We start from the raw sequence: 15989 nt of genomic DNA, 5'->3' as shown, positions 1-15989 counted from the left end.
ATCAGGCGCTCAGAGTGCGAGGACCGGCCACCCTCAGCAGCAGCACGGCCCGCGCCGGCACCGTCACCGCCGTGCCCGCCCGGTGGACGACGTCCGGCGCGTCGGCCTGGTCCTCCCGCGAGGTGTCGACGACCACCTCGTACCGCTCCGCCCACGGCGGCCCCGGCAGCGCGAAGCTCACCGGCCGGTCCCCGGCGTGCAGCACGGCGAGGAAGCTGTCGTCGGTGATCGGCGCGCCGCGCTCGTCCCGGCCCGGGATGTCCCGCCCGGACAGGTACATCCCGAGCGTGGCGGCGGGCGCGTACCAGTCGCCCTCCGTCATCTCCGTGCCCCGCGCCGTGAACCAGGCCAGGTCCCGCAGCCCGTCCGCCGAGTGCGCCGCCCCGGAGAAGAACGCCCGCCGCCGCAGCACCGGATGCCGGTGGCGCAGCGCGATCAGCCGGGACGTCAGGTCGAACAGCGCCTTCCAGCCGGGGTCCTCCAGCAGCCCCCAGTCCAGCCAGCCGATCTCGTTGTCCTGGCAGTAGGCGTTGTTGTTGCCGCGCTGGGTGCGTCCCAGTTCGTCGCCCGCGACCAGCATCGGCACACCCGTCGACAGCAGCAGCGTCGTCAGCAGGTTCCGCAGCTGCCGGCGCCTGAGGGCCCGTACCCGCTCGTCGTCCGTCTCGCCCTCGACGCCGCAGTTCCAGGCGCGGTTGTCGTTCGTGCCGTCCCGGTTGCCCTCGCCGTTGGCCTCGTTGTGCTTGTGCTCGTACGACACGAGGTCCCTGAGGGTGAACCCGTCGTGCGCGGTGACGAAGTTGACCGACGCGTACGGCCGCCGCCCGCCCCAGGCGTACAGGTCGCTCGACCCGGACAGCCGGTAGCCCATCTCCCGCACGTCCGGCAGCGCGTGCCGCCAGAAGTCCCGCACGGCGTTGCGGTAGCGGTCGTTCCACTCCGTCCACAGGGGCGGGAAGGCGCCCACCTGGTAGCCGCCCGACCCCACGTCCCACGGCTCGGCGATCAGCTTCACCCGGCGCAGCACCGGGTCCTGGGCGATGACCGCGAGGAACGGGGAGAGCATGTCGACGTCGTGCATCGAGCGGGCCAGCGCGGCGGCGAGGTCGAAGCGGAACCCGTCGACGCCCATCTCCGTCACCCAGTAGCGCAGCGAGTCGGTGATCAGGCGCAGGACGTGCGGCTGCACCACGTGCAGGGTGTTGCCGCAGCCCGTGTAGTCGGCGTACCTGCGGGCGTCGGACTGCAACCGGTAGTAGCCGCGGTTGTCGATGCCCTTCAGCGACAGCGTCGGGCCCAGCTCCCCGGCCTCCGCCGTGTGGTTGTAGACCACGTCGAGGATGACCTCGATGCCGGCCGCGTGCAGCGCCCGCACCATCCGCTTGAACTCGCCGACCTGCTGCCCGGTCGTCCCGGCGGAGGCGTAGGCGGCGTGCGGGGCGAAGTACCCGACGGAGTTGTACCCCCAGTAGTTCCGCAGCCCCCGCCGCAACAGGTGGTCCTCGTGCGCGAACTGGTGGACCGGCAGCAGTTCCACCGCCGTGACGCCCAGCCGCACCAGGTGCTCGATCGCCGCCGGGTGCGCGAGACCGGCGTAGGTGCCGCGCAGCTCCTGCGGGATGCCGGGGTGCCGCCGGGTGAAGCCGCGCACGTGCAGCTCGTAGATCACCGAGTCCGCCCACGGCGTCTTCGGCCGCCGGTCGTCCGCCCAGTCGTCGTCGTCGTGGACGACGACGCCCTTCGGGACGAACGGCGCCGAGTCCCGCTCGTCGCGCACGGTGTCCGCGACCTGCTGCTGGGGCCAGTCCCGCACGTGCCCGTACACCTCGGGCGCCAACCCGGAGGGGGCGAAGTCGCCGTCCACCGCGCGCGCGTACGGGTCCAGCAGCAGCTTCGCCGGGTTCCAGCGGCCGCCGGTCCACGGGTCCCAGCGGCCGTGCACCCGGTAGCCGTAGCGCTGACCGGGCATCACCCCGGGCACGAAGCCGTGCCAGATCTCGTGCGTCAGCTCGGTCAGCCGGGCCCGGGTCTCGCGGCCCTGCTCGTCGAACAGGCACAGCTCGACCGCCTCCGCCCCGCCCGCCCACAGCGCGAAGTTGGTTCCCGCGACCCCGTCCGGGCCCACCCGGAAGCGGGCCCCGAGCGGCGTGGACGCACCGGGCCACACGGGCACGCCGGGCGTCCTGCGCCGTGCCCCGTTCACGACGGCGGACGCGCGCGTGCGCTCCGCCACCGCCTCCTGCTCGGCTGCGCTGGACACCGTTGCGCCTCCCGCGGCTCGTGGAACGACGGTGGCCCAGGGCGCCCGGTGTCCGGCCGCGGTTCCCCGTCGCGTCGTCCTCCCCCCTTTTCTGCCCAGAGCGTGCCTCGCACTCACGTTTCCCCGCGGCGGGCCCGGTCGTTGGACAGAGCGTGAGGCACGTAACTGGGCGCGCACGGCGCGCGGGGGCCGCGCTGGCCGCCGTACTGACATGGGCAGGACTGCTGGCTGGGGCCGCCGGCTGCACCGGGGACGGCCGCGGTGGGCTGGACCGGATGCTCGGCAAACCCCCGGCGGCCGAGGACGTCATCCACGTCACCCCGCAGGACGGCGCCCGGGAGGTGCGCCCCGGGAGCGCGTTGCGGGTGCGGGTGCCCGCCGGGCGGCTGGAGTCGGTACGGGTCGTGAAGTCGCAGGACGCGCGGGAGGCCGAGGTGCCGGGCCGGATCTCCGCGGACGGCCGCGGCTGGCGCCCCGACGACGCCCGGCTCGCGCTCGCCGCCCGCTACACCGTCGACGCGGTCGCCGTCGACGCCGACGGCCGCCGTTCGGCCCGCCGCACCACCTTCACCACCCACGTCCCCGAGAAACGCTTCATCGGGTACGTCAGCCCCGAGGACCGCTCCACCGTCGGCACCGGCATGATCGTCTCGCTGGAGTTCAACCGGGAGATCGAGCACCGCGCCGCCGTCGAACGCGCCGTCCGGGTCACGGCCGAGCCCGCCGTCGAGATCCGCCCGCACTGGTTCAACGACGCGCGCCTGGACTTCCGCCCCGAGCACTACTGGAAGCCCGGCACCCGCGTCACCGTCGCCCTGCGCTTCCTCGACGTCGAGGGCGCGCCCGGCGTCTACGGCCTCCAGCACCGGACGTTCTCCTTCACCGTCGGCCGCCACCAGGTGTCCCTCGTCGACGCCGCCCGGCACACCATGGAGGTGCGGCGCGAGGGCGAACTGCTCACCACCGTGCCCATCACGGCCGGGGCACCGAAGACCACCACGTACAACGGCAAGATGGTGGTGACGGAGATGCTGGAGCTGACCCGGATGAACGGCGCCACCGTCGGCTTCAAGAAGGCCGACGGCAAGGGCGAGTACGACATCCCGGACGTGCCGCACGCCATGCGGCTGACCGACTCCGGCACCTTTCTGCACGGCAACTACTGGGCGGACGAGTCCGTGTTCGGTCGGAGCAACGTCAGTCACGGCTGTGTGGGCCTGCGCGACGTCAAGGGCGGCGGTTCGGACACGCCCGCGGGCTGGTTCTTCGACCGCAGCCTCATCGGGGACGTCATCGAGGTCGTGAACAGCAAGGACGGGGAAGTGGCGCCCGACAACGGGCTCGGCGGCTGGAACATGGGCTGGGAGGAGTGGACCCGGGGCAGCGCGGTGGAGTGAAGGTGAAGCGGCCCTTGCCTCCCAAGGTCGAAGTTGGGACTGAACGGTGACATTCGGGGGTCACCGGGGCCCCTGACCATGTGGTTAATATGCGCGCAGCGTGGGGGAGACGCGCCTGCGCGCGGGCCGCAAGGTCCGGGGGAGGGGAGAAGGAAAGTGAACGTGCGACCGATACCGGGGGCGTCGGTTGGGGGGCGCTCGCGCGGCCGCAGCAAGCGGTTGGCAGTGATCGCCGGAGGTCTGCTGCTGGCCGTCACGGCCTGCGGCGGCGGGGGCGGCGACAAGGACGCGGACGCCGGGGCCGGGGGCACGGACAAGAACGCCTCGGCCACCGCGCAGAGCGGGCAGTCGGAGGCGGTCGTCAGCATCGCCCCGAAGGACGGCGCCAAGTCCGTCGAGACCAACGGCGCGCTCAAGGTGACCGCGGCCAAGGGCAAGCTGACCGAGGTCGTCGTCAAGGACGCCAAGGGCACGGCGGTCCCGGGCGCGATCTCCGCGGACGGCGCGGGCTGGACGCCGGCCACCCACCTGGCCGCCGCCACCACCTACCAGGTGCACGCCGTCGCCAAGGACTCCGCGGGCCGTACGGCCGCCGAGGACGCGAGCTTCACCACGCTGACGCCGGAGAACACCTTCATCGGCGAGTTCACGCCCGAGGACGGCACCACCGTCGGCGTCGGCATGCCGTTCTCGGTCCGCTTCACCCGGGGCATCACGCACCCGGAGGCGGTGGAGAAGGCCATCAGCATCAAGACCGAACCGGCCGTCGACGTGCAGGGCCACTGGTTCGGCAACGACCGCCTCGACTTCCGCCCGGAGAAGTACTGGAAGGCCGGCACCAAGGTCACCGTCAAGCTGAACCTCGACGGCGTCGAGGGCCGTGACGGCGTCTACGGCGAGCAGTCCAAGACGGTCTCCTTCACCATCGGCCGCAACCAGGTCTCCGTCGTGGACGTCAAGTCGCTCACGATGAAGGTCACGCAGGAGGGCAGGGTCGTCAAGACCATCCCGGTCACCACCGGCCAGCCCGGTATGGAGACCTGGAACGGCCAGATGGTCATCAGCGAGAAGCTGACCGTGACCCGGATGAACGGCGAGACGGTCGGCTACGGCGGCGAGTACGACATCAAGGACGTGCCGCACGCCATGCGGCTGACCACCTCCGGCACCTTCATCCACGGCAACTACTGGGGCGGCGGCGCCTTCGGCAACTACAACGCCAGTCACGGCTGCATCGGCCTGCGCGACGTGCGCGGCGGCTACGACAGCGGGGTTCCGGCCGCGTGGTTCTTCAACCACTCGATGGTCGGCGACGTGGTCGTCGTGAAGAACTCCAAGGACCGGATCGTCGACCCGGACAACGGCTACAACGGCTGGAACATGCCGTGGGCGGAGTGGACGAAGTAGTCGCCCGCCCCGACGACCGGGCCCGGTGCCGTGCGACACGGCACCGGGCCCGGTCGTCGTCCGCGGGTGTGAGCGACCGCACCCGCCCCCTCGCCGTTAGTCACCGTTAACCTGCTGGCATGACGGTGAATCTCGAAGTCTTTGAGGGCGTCGGCACCCTGCGCCTCGACCGCCCGCCCATGAACGCGCTGGACGTCGCCACCCAGGACCGGCTCAAGGAGCTGGCCGAGGAGGCGGCCCGCCGCGACGACGTCCGCGCCGTGGTGGTCTACGGCGGGGAGAAGGTGTTCGCGGCGGGCGCGGACATCAAGGAGATGCAGGCCATGGACCACACGGCGATGGTCCTGCGCGCCCGCGCCCTGCAGGACTCCTTCACGGCGGTGGCCCGCATCCCCAAGCCGGTGGTCGCGGCCGTGACCGGCTACGCGCTGGGCGGCGGCTGCGAGCTGGCGCTGTGTGCGGACTTCCGGATCGCCGGGGACAACGCCAAGCTGGGCCAGCCGGAGATCCTGCTCGGCCTGATCCCGGGTGCGGGCGGAACCCAGCGTCTGTCCCGCCTCGTCGGCCCGTCCAAGGCGAAGGACCTCATCTTCACCGGCCGGATGGTGAAGGCGGACGAGGCGCTGACGATGGGTCTGGTGGACCGGGTGGTCCCGGCCGCCGAGGTGTACGCCGAGGCGCACGCGTGGGCGGCGAAGCTGGCGCAGGGGCCGGCGATCGCGCTGCGTGCGGCCAAGGAGGCCGTCGACACCGGGCTGGAGACGGACATCGAGACCGGTCTCGCCGTCGAGCGCAACTGGTTCGCGGGCCTGTTCGCCACCGCCGACCGCGAGATCGGCATGCGCAGCTTCGTCGAGGAGGGGCCGGGCAAGGCGAAGTTCCTGTGAGACACCTCTCCCCAAAAACTCCCGTGTGCTCTTGCTGTTGACGGGCCGTCTGACTCCGGGGTCCCTCGAAGGGGCGGTTCGCGGGAGCCTCGAGGTGCCCTGGGGGCTGCCGTGTCGCGGGACCCCGCAGATGGTCTCCGGACGTTCCGTCACCGCAGGTCAGCGGGGTTTCGGCGGATGGCGAACCGCTCAGGGCACATGCCGGGGCGGATCCGGTGGAACAGTGGCTCACAGGGGGCGTATTCCCCCGGAACGGCCACGTGCGGGGCCCTGGACGGCCATGATGGGGGCATGGCGGGGCTGGAGGGCATCGAACAGCCGCGAGGGCACGAGCGTGTGGCCGCGGCACGCTGGTCGCCTGCGGTCGAGGACGAACGGGCACTCAAGGCGCTGGAGCTGTTCGGCAATCCCACGGAGGCGGAGGTGCAACTGCCGTCCCGCCCCGAGTCCGCCGCCGCCGCACGCCGCCTGACCCAGGTCGTCGTCCTGCGCCACTGGCAGCTCACCCCCAAGATGACCGAGGACGCGGTCCTGCTCGTCTCCGAACTCGTCGGCAACGCCGTCCGTCACACCGGCGCCCGCGCGTTCGGCCTGCGTCTGCGCCGCCGCCGGGGCTGGATCCGCGTCGAGGTGCGCGATCCCTCCCGCGGACTGCCCTGTCTCATGCCGGTCCAGGAACTGGACACCAGCGGTCGCGGTCTGTTCCTCGTCGACAAGCTCGCCGACCGCTGGGGCGTCGACCTGCTGCCCCGGGGCAAGACGACCTGGTTCGAGATGCGGGTGGCGGACCGCTGACCCCCGCGCTCGCGCGGGCCGCTCGACGCTCCCCACCGGCAACCGGGTGAATCGCCCCTTTTGCTGCTCCTTGCCCCTTAAATGGGCGGGTGACTTCGACCGACCGTCGTGCCGTGCTGCGGGCGGGTGCCGGGCTCGCCGTCGCAAGCGCGTCGGCAGCCGCGTGCGCTCCACCGGGCACCTCCACCACCACCCCGGCCTCCACCGGGACGGCCACCGCGGGGGCGTCCCCCGCCAGGGCGGCCCCGGCCCCCCGGGCCTTCCCCCGCCGGCCCGCCCAGATCACCCACGGCCCCCGCGACCGGCCCCGTGTCGCCCTCACCTTCCACGGGCAGGGCGAGCCGGCCCTCACGGTCCAGGTGCTCGAGGAGGCCGAGCGGCACGGCGCCCGGGTCACCGTGCTCGCCGTCGGGACCTGGCTCGACGCCCACCCCTTTCTCGCCGGCCGCATCCTCGACGGCGGCCACGACCTCGGCAACCACACCCACCGCCACCTCGACATCAACACCCTGCCCGAGGCCGAGGCCGAGGGGGAGATCCGGGCCTGCGCGGACCGGCTGCACCGGCTCACCGGATCCATCGGCACCTGGTTCCGCCCCTCCCGCACCACCCGCGCCTCCCCGGCCGTCGAGAACCTCGCCCGCCGCGTCGGCTACCCCCACGTCCTCTCCCACGACGTCGACTCCCTCGACCACACCCGGCCCGGCGCCGACGCCGTCGCCCGTACCGTGCTCGGCGCGATCCGCAACGGGTCCGTCGTGAGCCTGCACCTCGGGTACGCGGACACGGTCGCCGCGCTCCCGGCCGTCCTGGACGAACTCCACCGCCGCGGACTGCGCGCGGTCACCACCACGGAGCTGCTCAGTTGATGCACCGCACCCTTGTGAGAAGCGCCCTGCTCGCCGGCGCCGCCCTCGCCGTCCTCGCCGCCTGCGGCACCGACACCCGCGGCGGCGCGGAGAAGGCCACCGAGGCCGCCGTCCCCGCCCCGGTGAAGGAGAAGCAGCCGGCCATCCGGGGGCTGCCCGGCATGCCCCCGGTCCTCGACCCCGAGGACGTCTACGCCGCCGACCGTCCCGGACGGCTCTCCCCGGTCGTCAAGGACTTCCCCTCCCGCGTCTACGTCCCCAACACCGAGTCCGACACCGTCTCCGTCATCGACCCGGCGACGTACCGGGTCGTCGAGACCCTCCGCGTCGGCCGCCAGCCGCAGCACGTCGTGCCCTCCTGGGACCTGAAGACCCTGTGGGTCAACAACAACCGCGGCCACACCCTCACCCCCATCGACCCCAAGACCGGCAGGGCGGGCAAGGCGGTCGAGGTGCACGACCCGTACAACCTCTACTTCACGCCCAACGGCCGGTACGCCGTCGTCATGGCCTCCCTCGACCGCGAACTCGTCTTCCGCGACCCGCACACCATGAAGACGCTCAGGACCGAGCCGGTCAGCTGCTACGGCGTCAACCACGCCGACTTCTCCCTCGACGGCCGCTACTTCATCGTCTCCTGCGAGTTCAGCGGCGAACTCCTCAAGGTCGACACGGAGAGGATGAAGGTCGTGGCGCAGCAGAAACTGCCGTTGCGGGGCGCCATGCCCCAGGACGTGAAGATCTCGCCCGACGGCAAGCGGTTCTACATCGCGGACATGATGGCCCACGGCGTCTGGGTCCTGGACGGCGACACGTTCGCCAGGCCCACCCTGCTGCCCACGGGCAAGGGCTGCCACGGCCTCTACGTCAGCCGCGACTCCCGCGAGATGTACATCTCCAACCGTGGCGAGGGCTCCGTCTCGGTCTTCGACTTCGAGCGCAACGAGCTCACCAAGAAGTGGCGCCTGCCCGGCGGCGGCAGCCCCGACATGGGCGGCGTCTCCGCCGACGGCACGGTCCTGTGGCTGTCCGGGCGCTACGACGCCGAGGTGTACGCCATCGACACCCGCACCGGCAGGCAGCTCGCCCGCATCCCCGTGGGCAGCGGCCCGCACGGCCTCGCCGTCTACCCGCAACCCGGCCGTTACTCGCTCGGCCACACCGGCATCTTCCGCTGACGACAGGTCAGTTGACACGCCACCGACGGGTGATGCTCCACAACCCGCCGCCGCAGAACCGGAATCGTGCCCCGCATGATCACCACTGCCCTGCGGCGGCCGGCCACCGCCGCCGTCCTCGCCCTGGCCGCCGTCCTCACCACCACGGGCGCCACCGCGCCCGCCGCCACCGCGCCCGCCGCCACCGCGGGCGCGCCCGCCCGGGCCGCCGCCCCCGTCTGCCCCCGGTTCGACGACAAGCTCAAGGCCGCCGCCGACCGCGGCGTCGACCTCGACCGGATCACCCCCGCCCCGGTCTGGCGCACGACCTGCGGCACGCTCTACCGCAGCGACGGCCGCGGGCCGGAGATCGTCTTCCAGGAGGGCTTCCGCCCCAGGGACGTCGTCAACGGCCAGTACGACCTCGAGCAGTACGTCCTGGTCAACCAGCCCTCTCCGTACGTCTCCACGACGTACGACCACGACCTGTACAAGACGTGGTGGAAGTCCGGCTACAACTACTACATCGACGCCCCCGGCGGGATCGACGTCAACAAGACCATCGGCGACACCCACAGGTGGGCCGACCAGGTCGAGGTCGCCTTCCCCGGTGGCATCGACCGCAAGTACGTCATCGGCGTCTGCCCGGTGAACAAGACGACCAAGGTCGAGATCATGAGCGCCTGCCAGAGCAACCCGCACTTCGAGGCCTGGCACTGAGCGCGCTCACCGGCGGGCACCGCGCGCTCACCGGCGGGCGGTGAGCAGCACCTCCGCCCCGACCGGGCGGTAGCCGGCCGCCTGGAACGCCCGCACACTGCGGGCGTTCCCCGGCGCGATCTGCGCCCACAACGGCTCGGCGACGAGATGGCGGGCCGCGGTCACCAGCGCCCGCCCCAGCCCCCGGTGCCGTGCGCCGGCGTCCACCTCGACCGACACCTCCATCCGGCCGGCGATCCCGCGCCCCAGCACCAGCACCCCGCCCTCGGCGGTCCAGACGCGCACGTCGTCGCGCCGCCGGCGGGCGTAGAGCGCGCGGGGATGAGCGGCGTCCTCGCCCTCCTCCAGCGCGAGCGGCGGCCCACCCGGCAGCGGGGAGCCGACCAGGACCGCGTCGACGGTCTCGCAGACGCGGCCCGTGCGCTCCAGGAACGCCGCGAGGAACCGCGGGTTCATGCTCGCGGCCAGCGCGTCGCAGTCCGTCGCCGCCAGCGTCTTGCGCACCCACCGCGGGTCCTCGTCCGTGAAGACCACGGAGTGCGCCGTGAAGGACAGCACGCCGGCGTCCCGGGGGGAGTGCTGCGGCACCACGGTCGTGCCGCCGTCCGCCGGCGGGAAGACGCCCCGCGCCGCCGCGTCGAGAAGGTCCCGCAACGTCCCCACCGCGCTCCCCCGGATGCCCTTGAGTCTCCACCCACTGGAAGGCCCACACTCACACACATGCTGCACCCACCGGGGGGACATCCCCCAGACCCCCCGTACGACGGCACCGCGCTTCTCACCATCGGCGAGCTGGCCCGCGCCACGGGACTGACCGTGCGCACCATCCGCTACTGGTCCGACGAGGGCGTCCTGACCCCGGTCACCCGTTCCGCGGGCGGCTACCGCCTCTACGACGGTGAGTCCGCGGCCCGGCTGGAGCTGATCCGCACCCTGCGCGAACTGGGCCTCGGCCTGGGCGCCGTCCGTGAGGTGCTGGCCGGGGAGACCACGGTCGCCCGGGTCGCGGCCGCGCACGTGGCCGCCCTGGACGCGCAGATCCGTTCACTGAGGGTGACCCGTGCGGTGCTGTCCACCGTGGCGCGACGCGGCTCCACCGCAGAGGAGATGACCCTGATGAACAGGCTGGCCCGACTGTCGGCGGCCGAGCGCGGGCGCATCGTCGAGGAATTCCTGGCGGAGGTCTTCGACGGCCTCGACACCGCCGACCCCGACATCCGCACCCGGCTGCGCTTCCACGCCGCCGAGCTGCCCGACGACCCCACCCCCGAGCAGGTCGACGCCTGGGTGGAGCTGGCCGAGCTGATCCAGGACCCGCGGTTCCGGGCGCTGATGCGCGGCATGGTCGAGTCCAACGCCGCCGACCGCGGGCCGGACGCCCCCGCGGGCACCTCCCTGTGGTTCATGAGCCGCCTGGTGCAACTCGCCGGTCAGGCCCTGCGGGCCGGCGTCGCCCCCGACGCCCCGGAGGCCGACGGCATCCTGCGCGGCATTCTCGGCGACGCCGACCGGGCCGCCGTCCTGGAGCGGCTCACGGCGGCCACGGACGAACGGGTCGCCCGGTACCGGCAGTTGTCGGCCGTCGTGAACGGGCTCGGCGCTCAGCCGTCGCACGAGGAGGAGTTCGCGTGGGTGGTCGCCGCGCTGCGCACGCACCCCGACCGTTAATCTGACCTGCGTCAGTACGGCAGCAAGCAAGGAATAAGGGGCGGATCGGTGGCGGACATCGAAGAAGCGCGCAAGCAGTTCCAGCGGATCGACACGGACGGTGACGGGTTCATCACCGCGGCCGAGTTCAAGGCAGCCCTGGCGCAGGGCGGCGACTGGAACGTCACCGAGCCGGTCGCCGAGGCCATCATCAAGAGCCGCGACCTGAACGGCGACAAGGTCCTGTCGTTCGACGAGTTCTGGGCGTACCTGAACAAGTGACGCGCGCGGGAAGGGGGCATCCGACGGGTGCCCCCCTTCGGCGTGAGACGGCGCGCGAGGGGGCGGTTCGCGGCCGACGGCCCGTCACGGGACGGTGCGTGCGGAACGGCTCGCCACGGGCGGGTTCCGACAGGACCCCGGGCAGCGGAATAGCCGGCGCCCGCGCGGGGTTGGCCCACCAGAACTCATGCACGTGCATGGAATCCTTCTGGAAAGGGCCTGTCATGAAGATCGGCATCATCGGCGCGGGGAACATCGGCGGCAACCTCACCCGACGGCTGACCGCCCTCGGCCACGAGGTCTCCGTGGCCAACTCCCGTGGTCCGCAGACCCTCACCGACCTGGCCGCCGAGACCGGCGCCACGCCCGTCGCCGTCGAGGAGGCGGCACGGGGCGCGGAGGTCGTCGTCGTCACGATCCCGCTGAAGGCGATCCCCGACCTGCCCTCCGGCCTCTTCGACGGCGCCGCCGAGGGCGTCGCCGTGATCGACACGGGCAACTACTACCCCCGTCAGCGCGACGGCAGGATCGACGCGATCGAGGACGAGGGTCTCACCGAGAGCCGCTGGACGGAACGCCACCTCGGCCACCCGGTGATCAAGGCCTTCAACGGCACCTACGCCCAGGACATCCTGGACCGTCCGCGACCGGCCGGCGACCCCGACCGCATCGCCCTGCCGGTGGCCGGCGACGACGAGGCGGCCAAGGAGAAGGTCCGCGCCCTCATCGGGGAACTCGGCTTCGACACCGTCGACGCCGGCGGCATCGACGACTCCTGGCGCCAGCAGCCCGACACCCCCGTCTACGGCCTGCGCGGCGGCGTGGACGAGGTCACCAAGGCCCTGGCGGAGGCGAGCCCCCACCGTACGCCGGACTTCCGCGGCTGACTCAGACGATCTCCAGGGGCCGGTGCGGCCCGTCCGGCAGCTCGACCGATATCGGATCCCCCGGACGCACCACGCCCCCGGTGACGACCACGCTCATGACGCCGGCCCGGAAGGCGGGCCGGCCGTCGGCGTCCCTGCCGACGACCTCCTTCATCAGCCCCTTGCGGAACCCGTCGATCTGCGCACAGGGGTTGCGCAGCCCGGTCACCTCGACGACGGCCGCCTCCCCGAGCCGCAGCCGCGCGCCGACGGGCAGCCCGAGCAGATCGATCCCCCGCGTGGTCACGTTCTCGCCGAGGTCGCCCGCGCTCACCTCGAACCCGGCCCCGCGCACCTCGTCGAACAACTCCGCGTGCAGCAGGTGCACCTGCCGCAGATTCGGCCGGGTGGGGTCCTTGCGCATCCGGAACCTGTGCTTCACGGTGGCCCCGCCGTGTACGTCGCCCTCCACCCCGAACCCGGCGACGAGCGTGATGTCGTCCCGGTTGGGCTTGGTGAAGGAGTACGTGGCGTTGCTGCTGACGGCGGCGATGATTCCACCCATGTCGTGCGGGCCCCCCTCTGCGGTTGCGGCTGCTCACTCCAGTGTCGCCCACGCGCGCAGCGCCGCCCGGCTCGGGAAGGCCGCCACGTTCCTGTCGTGGGGATCGTCGGTGTACTGGTGGAAGCGCCACTTCGCCTTGATGCGGGGCCGGCCCGCGGCCACGTAGTCGGCGATCCAGAGGCCGTCACCGGCGTAGGAGGTGGTGTCGACGTTCAGCCAGAAGTTCCGGTTGCAGTACAGGACGACCCGGTGGTGCGGCCGCAGCTCCTTCACCTTGCGCAGGAAGCGGTCCTTCTCCGCGTTGCTCGCACGTGTTCCCCCGCCGGTGGTCTCCCAGTCGACGGCGAGGACGTCGCCCGCCCGCTCGGGGGCCCGGCCGACGAAGTGCTCGGCCTGCGCGGTGAGGTTCCCGGGCCACAGGAAGTGGTAGAAGCCGACGACCAGACCCGCCTCACGGGCGCGTTTCGTCTGGGCCGCGAGTTTCGGATTGACGTAGGTGCGGCCCTCCGTCGCCTTGATGAAGACGAAGGAGAGGCCGTCGGTGTCGTAGGCGGCGGACTGGTAGGCGCTGACGTCGATGCCGTGGAGCATGAGGGCGACCCCCGAGGTGCTGAGGGAGGAAGGGAGTGGTGTTATGCCCCCGCCCGACACAGGCGGAACGTCGCCCTCCCGTTGCCGGACGGCGCGTGGAAGCGCACCGACCCGCCGCCGTCCCACCGCCGAGCGCCCTCTCGCAGCCTCCTCGACCGGGCGGGGCCCCGACGCATCCGCGACCCTGCTCTCGGAACAGGGCGTCGAACTCGTCGTCACCGAACTCCCCGGCCGCGCCCACATCGGCGTCATCACCGGCGTCTACGCCCAGGGGCGAGGCGCGGCCGTACGGCAAGAGATCCGATGAGGCCGCGGCTCAACCCGCGAGCGTCAAGGCAAGGCCCACGAAGCCGAGGAACAGGCTGCAGGTCAGTACGACGCCTGCCATGAGCCTGAAGAACCAGGGGCCGAAGCGTGACGGTTGCGTGAGCGTCAGGTTCATGGTGCGGGCAGCGGTCACAGCCCGCACGGCGTTTCGCCGCTCCGCGGCCTTGTCCGCCGCACCGCGCACGTTGAAGAGGTACACCGACCCCCAGCCGGTGCCGGCCACCCCGATCACGAGCAACCGGACTCCCGCACCCACGGCACACCTTCCCCGATCCGCCGCCTGTCGCGGCCCACCCGAGACCCTGTCAGCCGGCTGAGGGGAGAGCAGGCGTCTCGAGAGGCCCCGTCCCACCGACGGGACGGTGCCGCCCATCGGGCAGCGCATGGCCGGCCACCTGTCAGTGGCGAGGCCGGCAAGGGCCTTTGCCGGGCGGTGAGTTGCGGCGAGCCGCTTTGGGGCGATCGATCCGCACGGGAAGCCCTTCACGGCCCCTAGGGGGTGTTTCGAAGTCCTGTGCGGTGCCCGCGGTGTCCGGTGCGTGCGTGCTCTCGGCGTGCCGGACGAAAGCGCTCGTACTGGGTGTACTCGGGCTTTCGGCCGGTGCGGCGCGAGGGCGTGCCGGGCGCCGTGGGTGCTGTGCGGGACTTTCAAAACACCCCCTAGCACTCGATGATGTTCACCGCCAGCCCGCCCCGGGCCGTCTCCTTGTACTTGACGGACATGTCCGCGCCGGTGTCCTTCATCGTCTTGATGACCTTGTCCAGGGACACCTTGTGGGAGCCGTCGCCGCGCATCGCCATCCGGGCCGCGGTGACGGCCTTGACGGCGGCCATGCCGTTGCGTTCGATGCAGGGGATCTGGACGAGACCGCCGACCGGGTCGCAGGTCAGGCCGAGGTTGTGTTCCATGCCGATCTCGGCCGCGTTCTCGACCTGCTCGGGGCTGCCGCCGAGGACCTCCGCGAGCGCGCCCGCCGCCATCGAGCAGGCGGAGCCCACCTCGCCCTGGCAGCCGACCTCGGCGCCGGAGATGGAGGCGTTCTCCTTGAAGAGCATGCCGATCGCGCCGGCGGCCAGCAGGAACCTGACCACCCCGTCCTCGTCCGCGCCGGGCACGAAGGTGACGTAGTAGTGCAGGACCGCGGGAATGATGCCCGCCGCGCCGTTCGTGGGGGCCGTGACCACCCTGCCGCCGGCGGCGTTCTCCTCGTTCACCGCCATCGCGTAGAGCGTGATCCACTCCATGGAGTGGGCCAACGGGTCGCCCTCCGCCCTCAGTTGACGGGCCGTCATCGCTGCGCGGCGGCGCACGCGCAGACCGCCCGGCAGGATGCCCTCGCGGGACATCCCGCGCGACACGCAGGCCCGCATCACCCGCCAGATCTCCAGCAGGCCCTCGCGGATCTCCTCCTCCGTGCGCCAGGCGCGCTCGTTCTCCAGCATCAGCGAGGAGATCGACAGACCGGTCTCCTTCGTCAGGCGCAGCAGCTCGTCGCCCGTGCGGAAGGGGTACTTCAGGACCGTGTCGTCCAGCTTGATGCGGTCCGCGCCCACCGCCTCCTCGTCGACGACGAAACCGCCGCCGACCGAGTAGTACGTCTTCGTCAGCAGCTCGGCCCCGGAGGCGTCGTACGCCCAGAGGGTCATGCCGTTCGCGTGGTACGGCAGGGTCTGGCGGCGGTGCAGGACCAGGTCCGCGTCGAAGTCGAAGGGGATCTCGTGCTCGCCGAGCAGGGTCAGACGGCCCGAGGCCCTGATCCCCTCCACGCGCGCGTCGGCCGTCTCGACGTCCACCGTGCGCGGTGAGTCGCCCTCGAGGCCGAGCAGGACCGCCTTCGGGGTGCCGTGGCCGTGGCCGGTGGCGCCGAGCGAGCCGTACAGCTCGGACCGCACCGATGCCACGGAGCCCAGCAGGCCCTCGTTGCGCAGGCGGCGGGCGAACATGCGCGCCGCCCGCATCGGGCCGACCGTGTGGGAGCTGGACGGGCCGATGCCGATCGAGAACAGGTCGAAGACCGAGATGGCCACGGTGACTCCTCCGTACGGGGTGGCGGGGCACCCCCGGGGCCGTGCGGCGCCAGAGGGTGTGCGGGGGGTGCCCCGCCGGGGGACTTACTTGGTGTTCAGGCCGGGGTAGAGCGGGTGCTTCGCGACCAGGGCGGCCACCCGGGCCTTGAGCGCCTCCACGTCGTAGGACGGCTTCAGCGCCGCGGCGATCA

General features: G+C 72.2%; 16 protein-coding genes. 10 read left to right on the top strand and 6 right to left on the bottom strand.

The window, feature by feature from the left end:
* Position 1: 1 nt before the first annotated feature.
* Positions 2–2260, bottom strand: coding sequence for a glycogen debranching protein GlgX (gene glgX / locus ACZ4YY_RS36095; protein WP_468299452.1), 2259 nt, complete (start codon positions 2258–2260; stop codon positions 2–4).
* Positions 2261–2412: 152 nt separating this feature from the next.
* Between glgX and ACZ4YY_RS36090 the strand changes: the two genes are divergently transcribed.
* From ACZ4YY_RS36090 to ACZ4YY_RS36060, 7 genes are all read left to right on the top strand, one after another.
* Positions 2413–3657 (top strand): L,D-transpeptidase, encoded by a 1245-nt coding sequence (locus ACZ4YY_RS36090; protein ID WP_468299450.1) that lies wholly within the window; start codon positions 2413–2415, stop codon positions 3655–3657.
* Positions 3658–3813: 156 nt separating this feature from the next.
* Entirely contained in the window at positions 3814–5064 is a 1251-nt protein-coding gene (locus ACZ4YY_RS36085; protein ID WP_468299448.1) for a L,D-transpeptidase, read from the top strand.
* A gap of 119 nt (positions 5065–5183) precedes the next feature.
* The gene (locus ACZ4YY_RS36080; protein ID WP_468299446.1) at positions 5184–5951 is read left to right on the top strand and encodes an enoyl-CoA hydratase/isomerase family protein; all 768 of its coding nucleotides are present in this window, start codon (positions 5184–5186) and stop codon (positions 5949–5951) included.
* A gap of 198 nt (positions 5952–6149) precedes the next feature.
* Positions 6150–6746 (top strand): ATP-binding protein, encoded by a 597-nt coding sequence (locus ACZ4YY_RS36075; protein ID WP_468299470.1) that lies wholly within the window; start codon positions 6150–6152, stop codon positions 6744–6746.
* 89 nt (positions 6747–6835) lie between these two features.
* Entirely contained in the window at positions 6836–7615 is a 780-nt protein-coding gene (locus ACZ4YY_RS36070) for a polysaccharide deacetylase family protein (RefSeq protein ID WP_468299444.1), read from the top strand.
* Positions 7615–8793: a YncE family protein gene (locus tag ACZ4YY_RS36065; RefSeq protein WP_468299442.1), complete on the top strand. Its 1179-nt coding sequence runs from the start codon at positions 7615–7617 to the stop codon at positions 8791–8793. The genes ACZ4YY_RS36070 and ACZ4YY_RS36065 overlap by 1 nt, the downstream gene beginning before the upstream one ends.
* A 75-nt stretch (positions 8794–8868) precedes the next feature.
* Positions 8869–9492 (top strand): ADP-ribosyltransferase, encoded by a 624-nt coding sequence (locus ACZ4YY_RS36060; RefSeq protein ID WP_468299440.1) that lies wholly within the window; start codon positions 8869–8871, stop codon positions 9490–9492.
* A gap of 27 nt (positions 9493–9519) precedes the next feature.
* On the opposite strand, the gene ACZ4YY_RS36055 is transcribed toward ACZ4YY_RS36060, so the two are convergent.
* Positions 9520–10155, bottom strand: a complete 636-nt coding sequence (locus tag ACZ4YY_RS36055; RefSeq protein WP_468299438.1) for a GNAT family N-acetyltransferase — start codon at positions 10153–10155, stop codon at positions 9520–9522.
* 57 nt (positions 10156–10212) lie between these two features.
* On the opposite strand from ACZ4YY_RS36055, the gene ACZ4YY_RS36050 reads away from it, so the two are divergent.
* The 3 genes from ACZ4YY_RS36050 (at position 10213) to ACZ4YY_RS36040 (ending at position 12308) form a co-directional block, all read left to right on the top strand.
* A complete protein-coding gene (locus tag ACZ4YY_RS36050; protein ID WP_468299436.1) occupies positions 10213–11160 on the top strand; it encodes a MerR family transcriptional regulator in 948 nt (315 codons plus the stop codon).
* A 48-nt stretch (positions 11161–11208) separates the two neighbouring features.
* On the top strand, positions 11209–11421 hold the full coding sequence (locus tag ACZ4YY_RS36045; protein ID WP_468299434.1) for an EF-hand domain-containing protein: 213 nt from the start codon (positions 11209–11211) through the stop codon (positions 11419–11421).
* Between the two features lie 224 nt (positions 11422–11645).
* Positions 11646–12308 (top strand): NADPH-dependent F420 reductase, encoded by a 663-nt coding sequence (locus ACZ4YY_RS36040; protein WP_468299432.1) that lies wholly within the window; start codon positions 11646–11648, stop codon positions 12306–12308.
* Between the two features lies 1 nt (position 12309).
* Here ACZ4YY_RS36040 and ACZ4YY_RS36035 read toward each other — a convergent pair whose 3' ends face one another.
* The 4 genes from ACZ4YY_RS36035 to ACZ4YY_RS36020 form a co-directional block, all read right to left on the bottom strand.
* Positions 12310–12852, bottom strand: coding sequence for an MOSC domain-containing protein (locus ACZ4YY_RS36035; protein ID WP_468299430.1), 543 nt, complete (start codon positions 12850–12852; stop codon positions 12310–12312).
* Between the two features lie 33 nt (positions 12853–12885).
* Positions 12886–13443, bottom strand: a complete 558-nt coding sequence (locus ACZ4YY_RS36030) for a glycoside hydrolase family 25 protein (protein WP_468299428.1) — start codon at positions 13441–13443, stop codon at positions 12886–12888.
* Between the two features lie 316 nt (positions 13444–13759).
* Positions 13760–14026 carry a hypothetical protein gene (locus ACZ4YY_RS36025; RefSeq protein WP_468299426.1) on the bottom strand — a complete coding sequence of 89 codons (267 nt, stop codon included), beginning with the start codon at positions 14024–14026 and terminating at the stop codon, positions 13760–13762.
* A gap of 404 nt (positions 14027–14430) precedes the next feature.
* Positions 14431–15798: an L-serine ammonia-lyase gene (locus ACZ4YY_RS36020; protein WP_468299424.1), complete on the bottom strand. Its 1368-nt coding sequence runs from the start codon at positions 15796–15798 to the stop codon at positions 14431–14433.
* Positions 15799–15989: the final 191 nt, after the last annotated feature.

The organism is Streptomyces sp. NPDC030143 (genome assembly GCF_055573695.1).
This window is presented reverse-complemented; position numbering and strand designations above follow the sequence as displayed.

Bases quoted from the DNA above. Each gene is read 5' to 3' on its own strand.
- ACZ4YY_RS36080 (WP_468299446.1), top strand. From the start codon at position 5,184: ATGACGGTGAATCTCGAAGTCTTTGAGGGCGTCGGCACCCTGCGCCTC.
- ACZ4YY_RS36030 (WP_468299428.1), bottom strand. From the start codon at position 13,443: ATGCTCCACGGCATCGACGTCAGCGCCTACCAGTCCGCCGCCTACGAC.
- ACZ4YY_RS36040 (WP_468299432.1), top strand. From the start codon at position 11,646: ATGAAGATCGGCATCATCGGCGCGGGGAACATCGGCGGCAACCTCACC.
- ACZ4YY_RS36035 (WP_468299430.1), bottom strand. From the start codon at position 12,852: ATGGGTGGAATCATCGCCGCCGTCAGCAGCAACGCCACGTACTCCTTC.
- ACZ4YY_RS36075 (WP_468299470.1), top strand. From the start codon at position 6,150: ATGCCGGGGCGGATCCGGTGGAACAGTGGCTCACAGGGGGCGTATTCC.
- ACZ4YY_RS36050 (WP_468299436.1), top strand. From the start codon at position 10,213: ATGCTGCACCCACCGGGGGGACATCCCCCAGACCCCCCGTACGACGGC.
- ACZ4YY_RS36060 (WP_468299440.1), top strand. From the start codon at position 8,869: ATGATCACCACTGCCCTGCGGCGGCCGGCCACCGCCGCCGTCCTCGCC.
- ACZ4YY_RS36065 (WP_468299442.1), top strand. From the start codon at position 7,615: ATGCACCGCACCCTTGTGAGAAGCGCCCTGCTCGCCGGCGCCGCCCTC.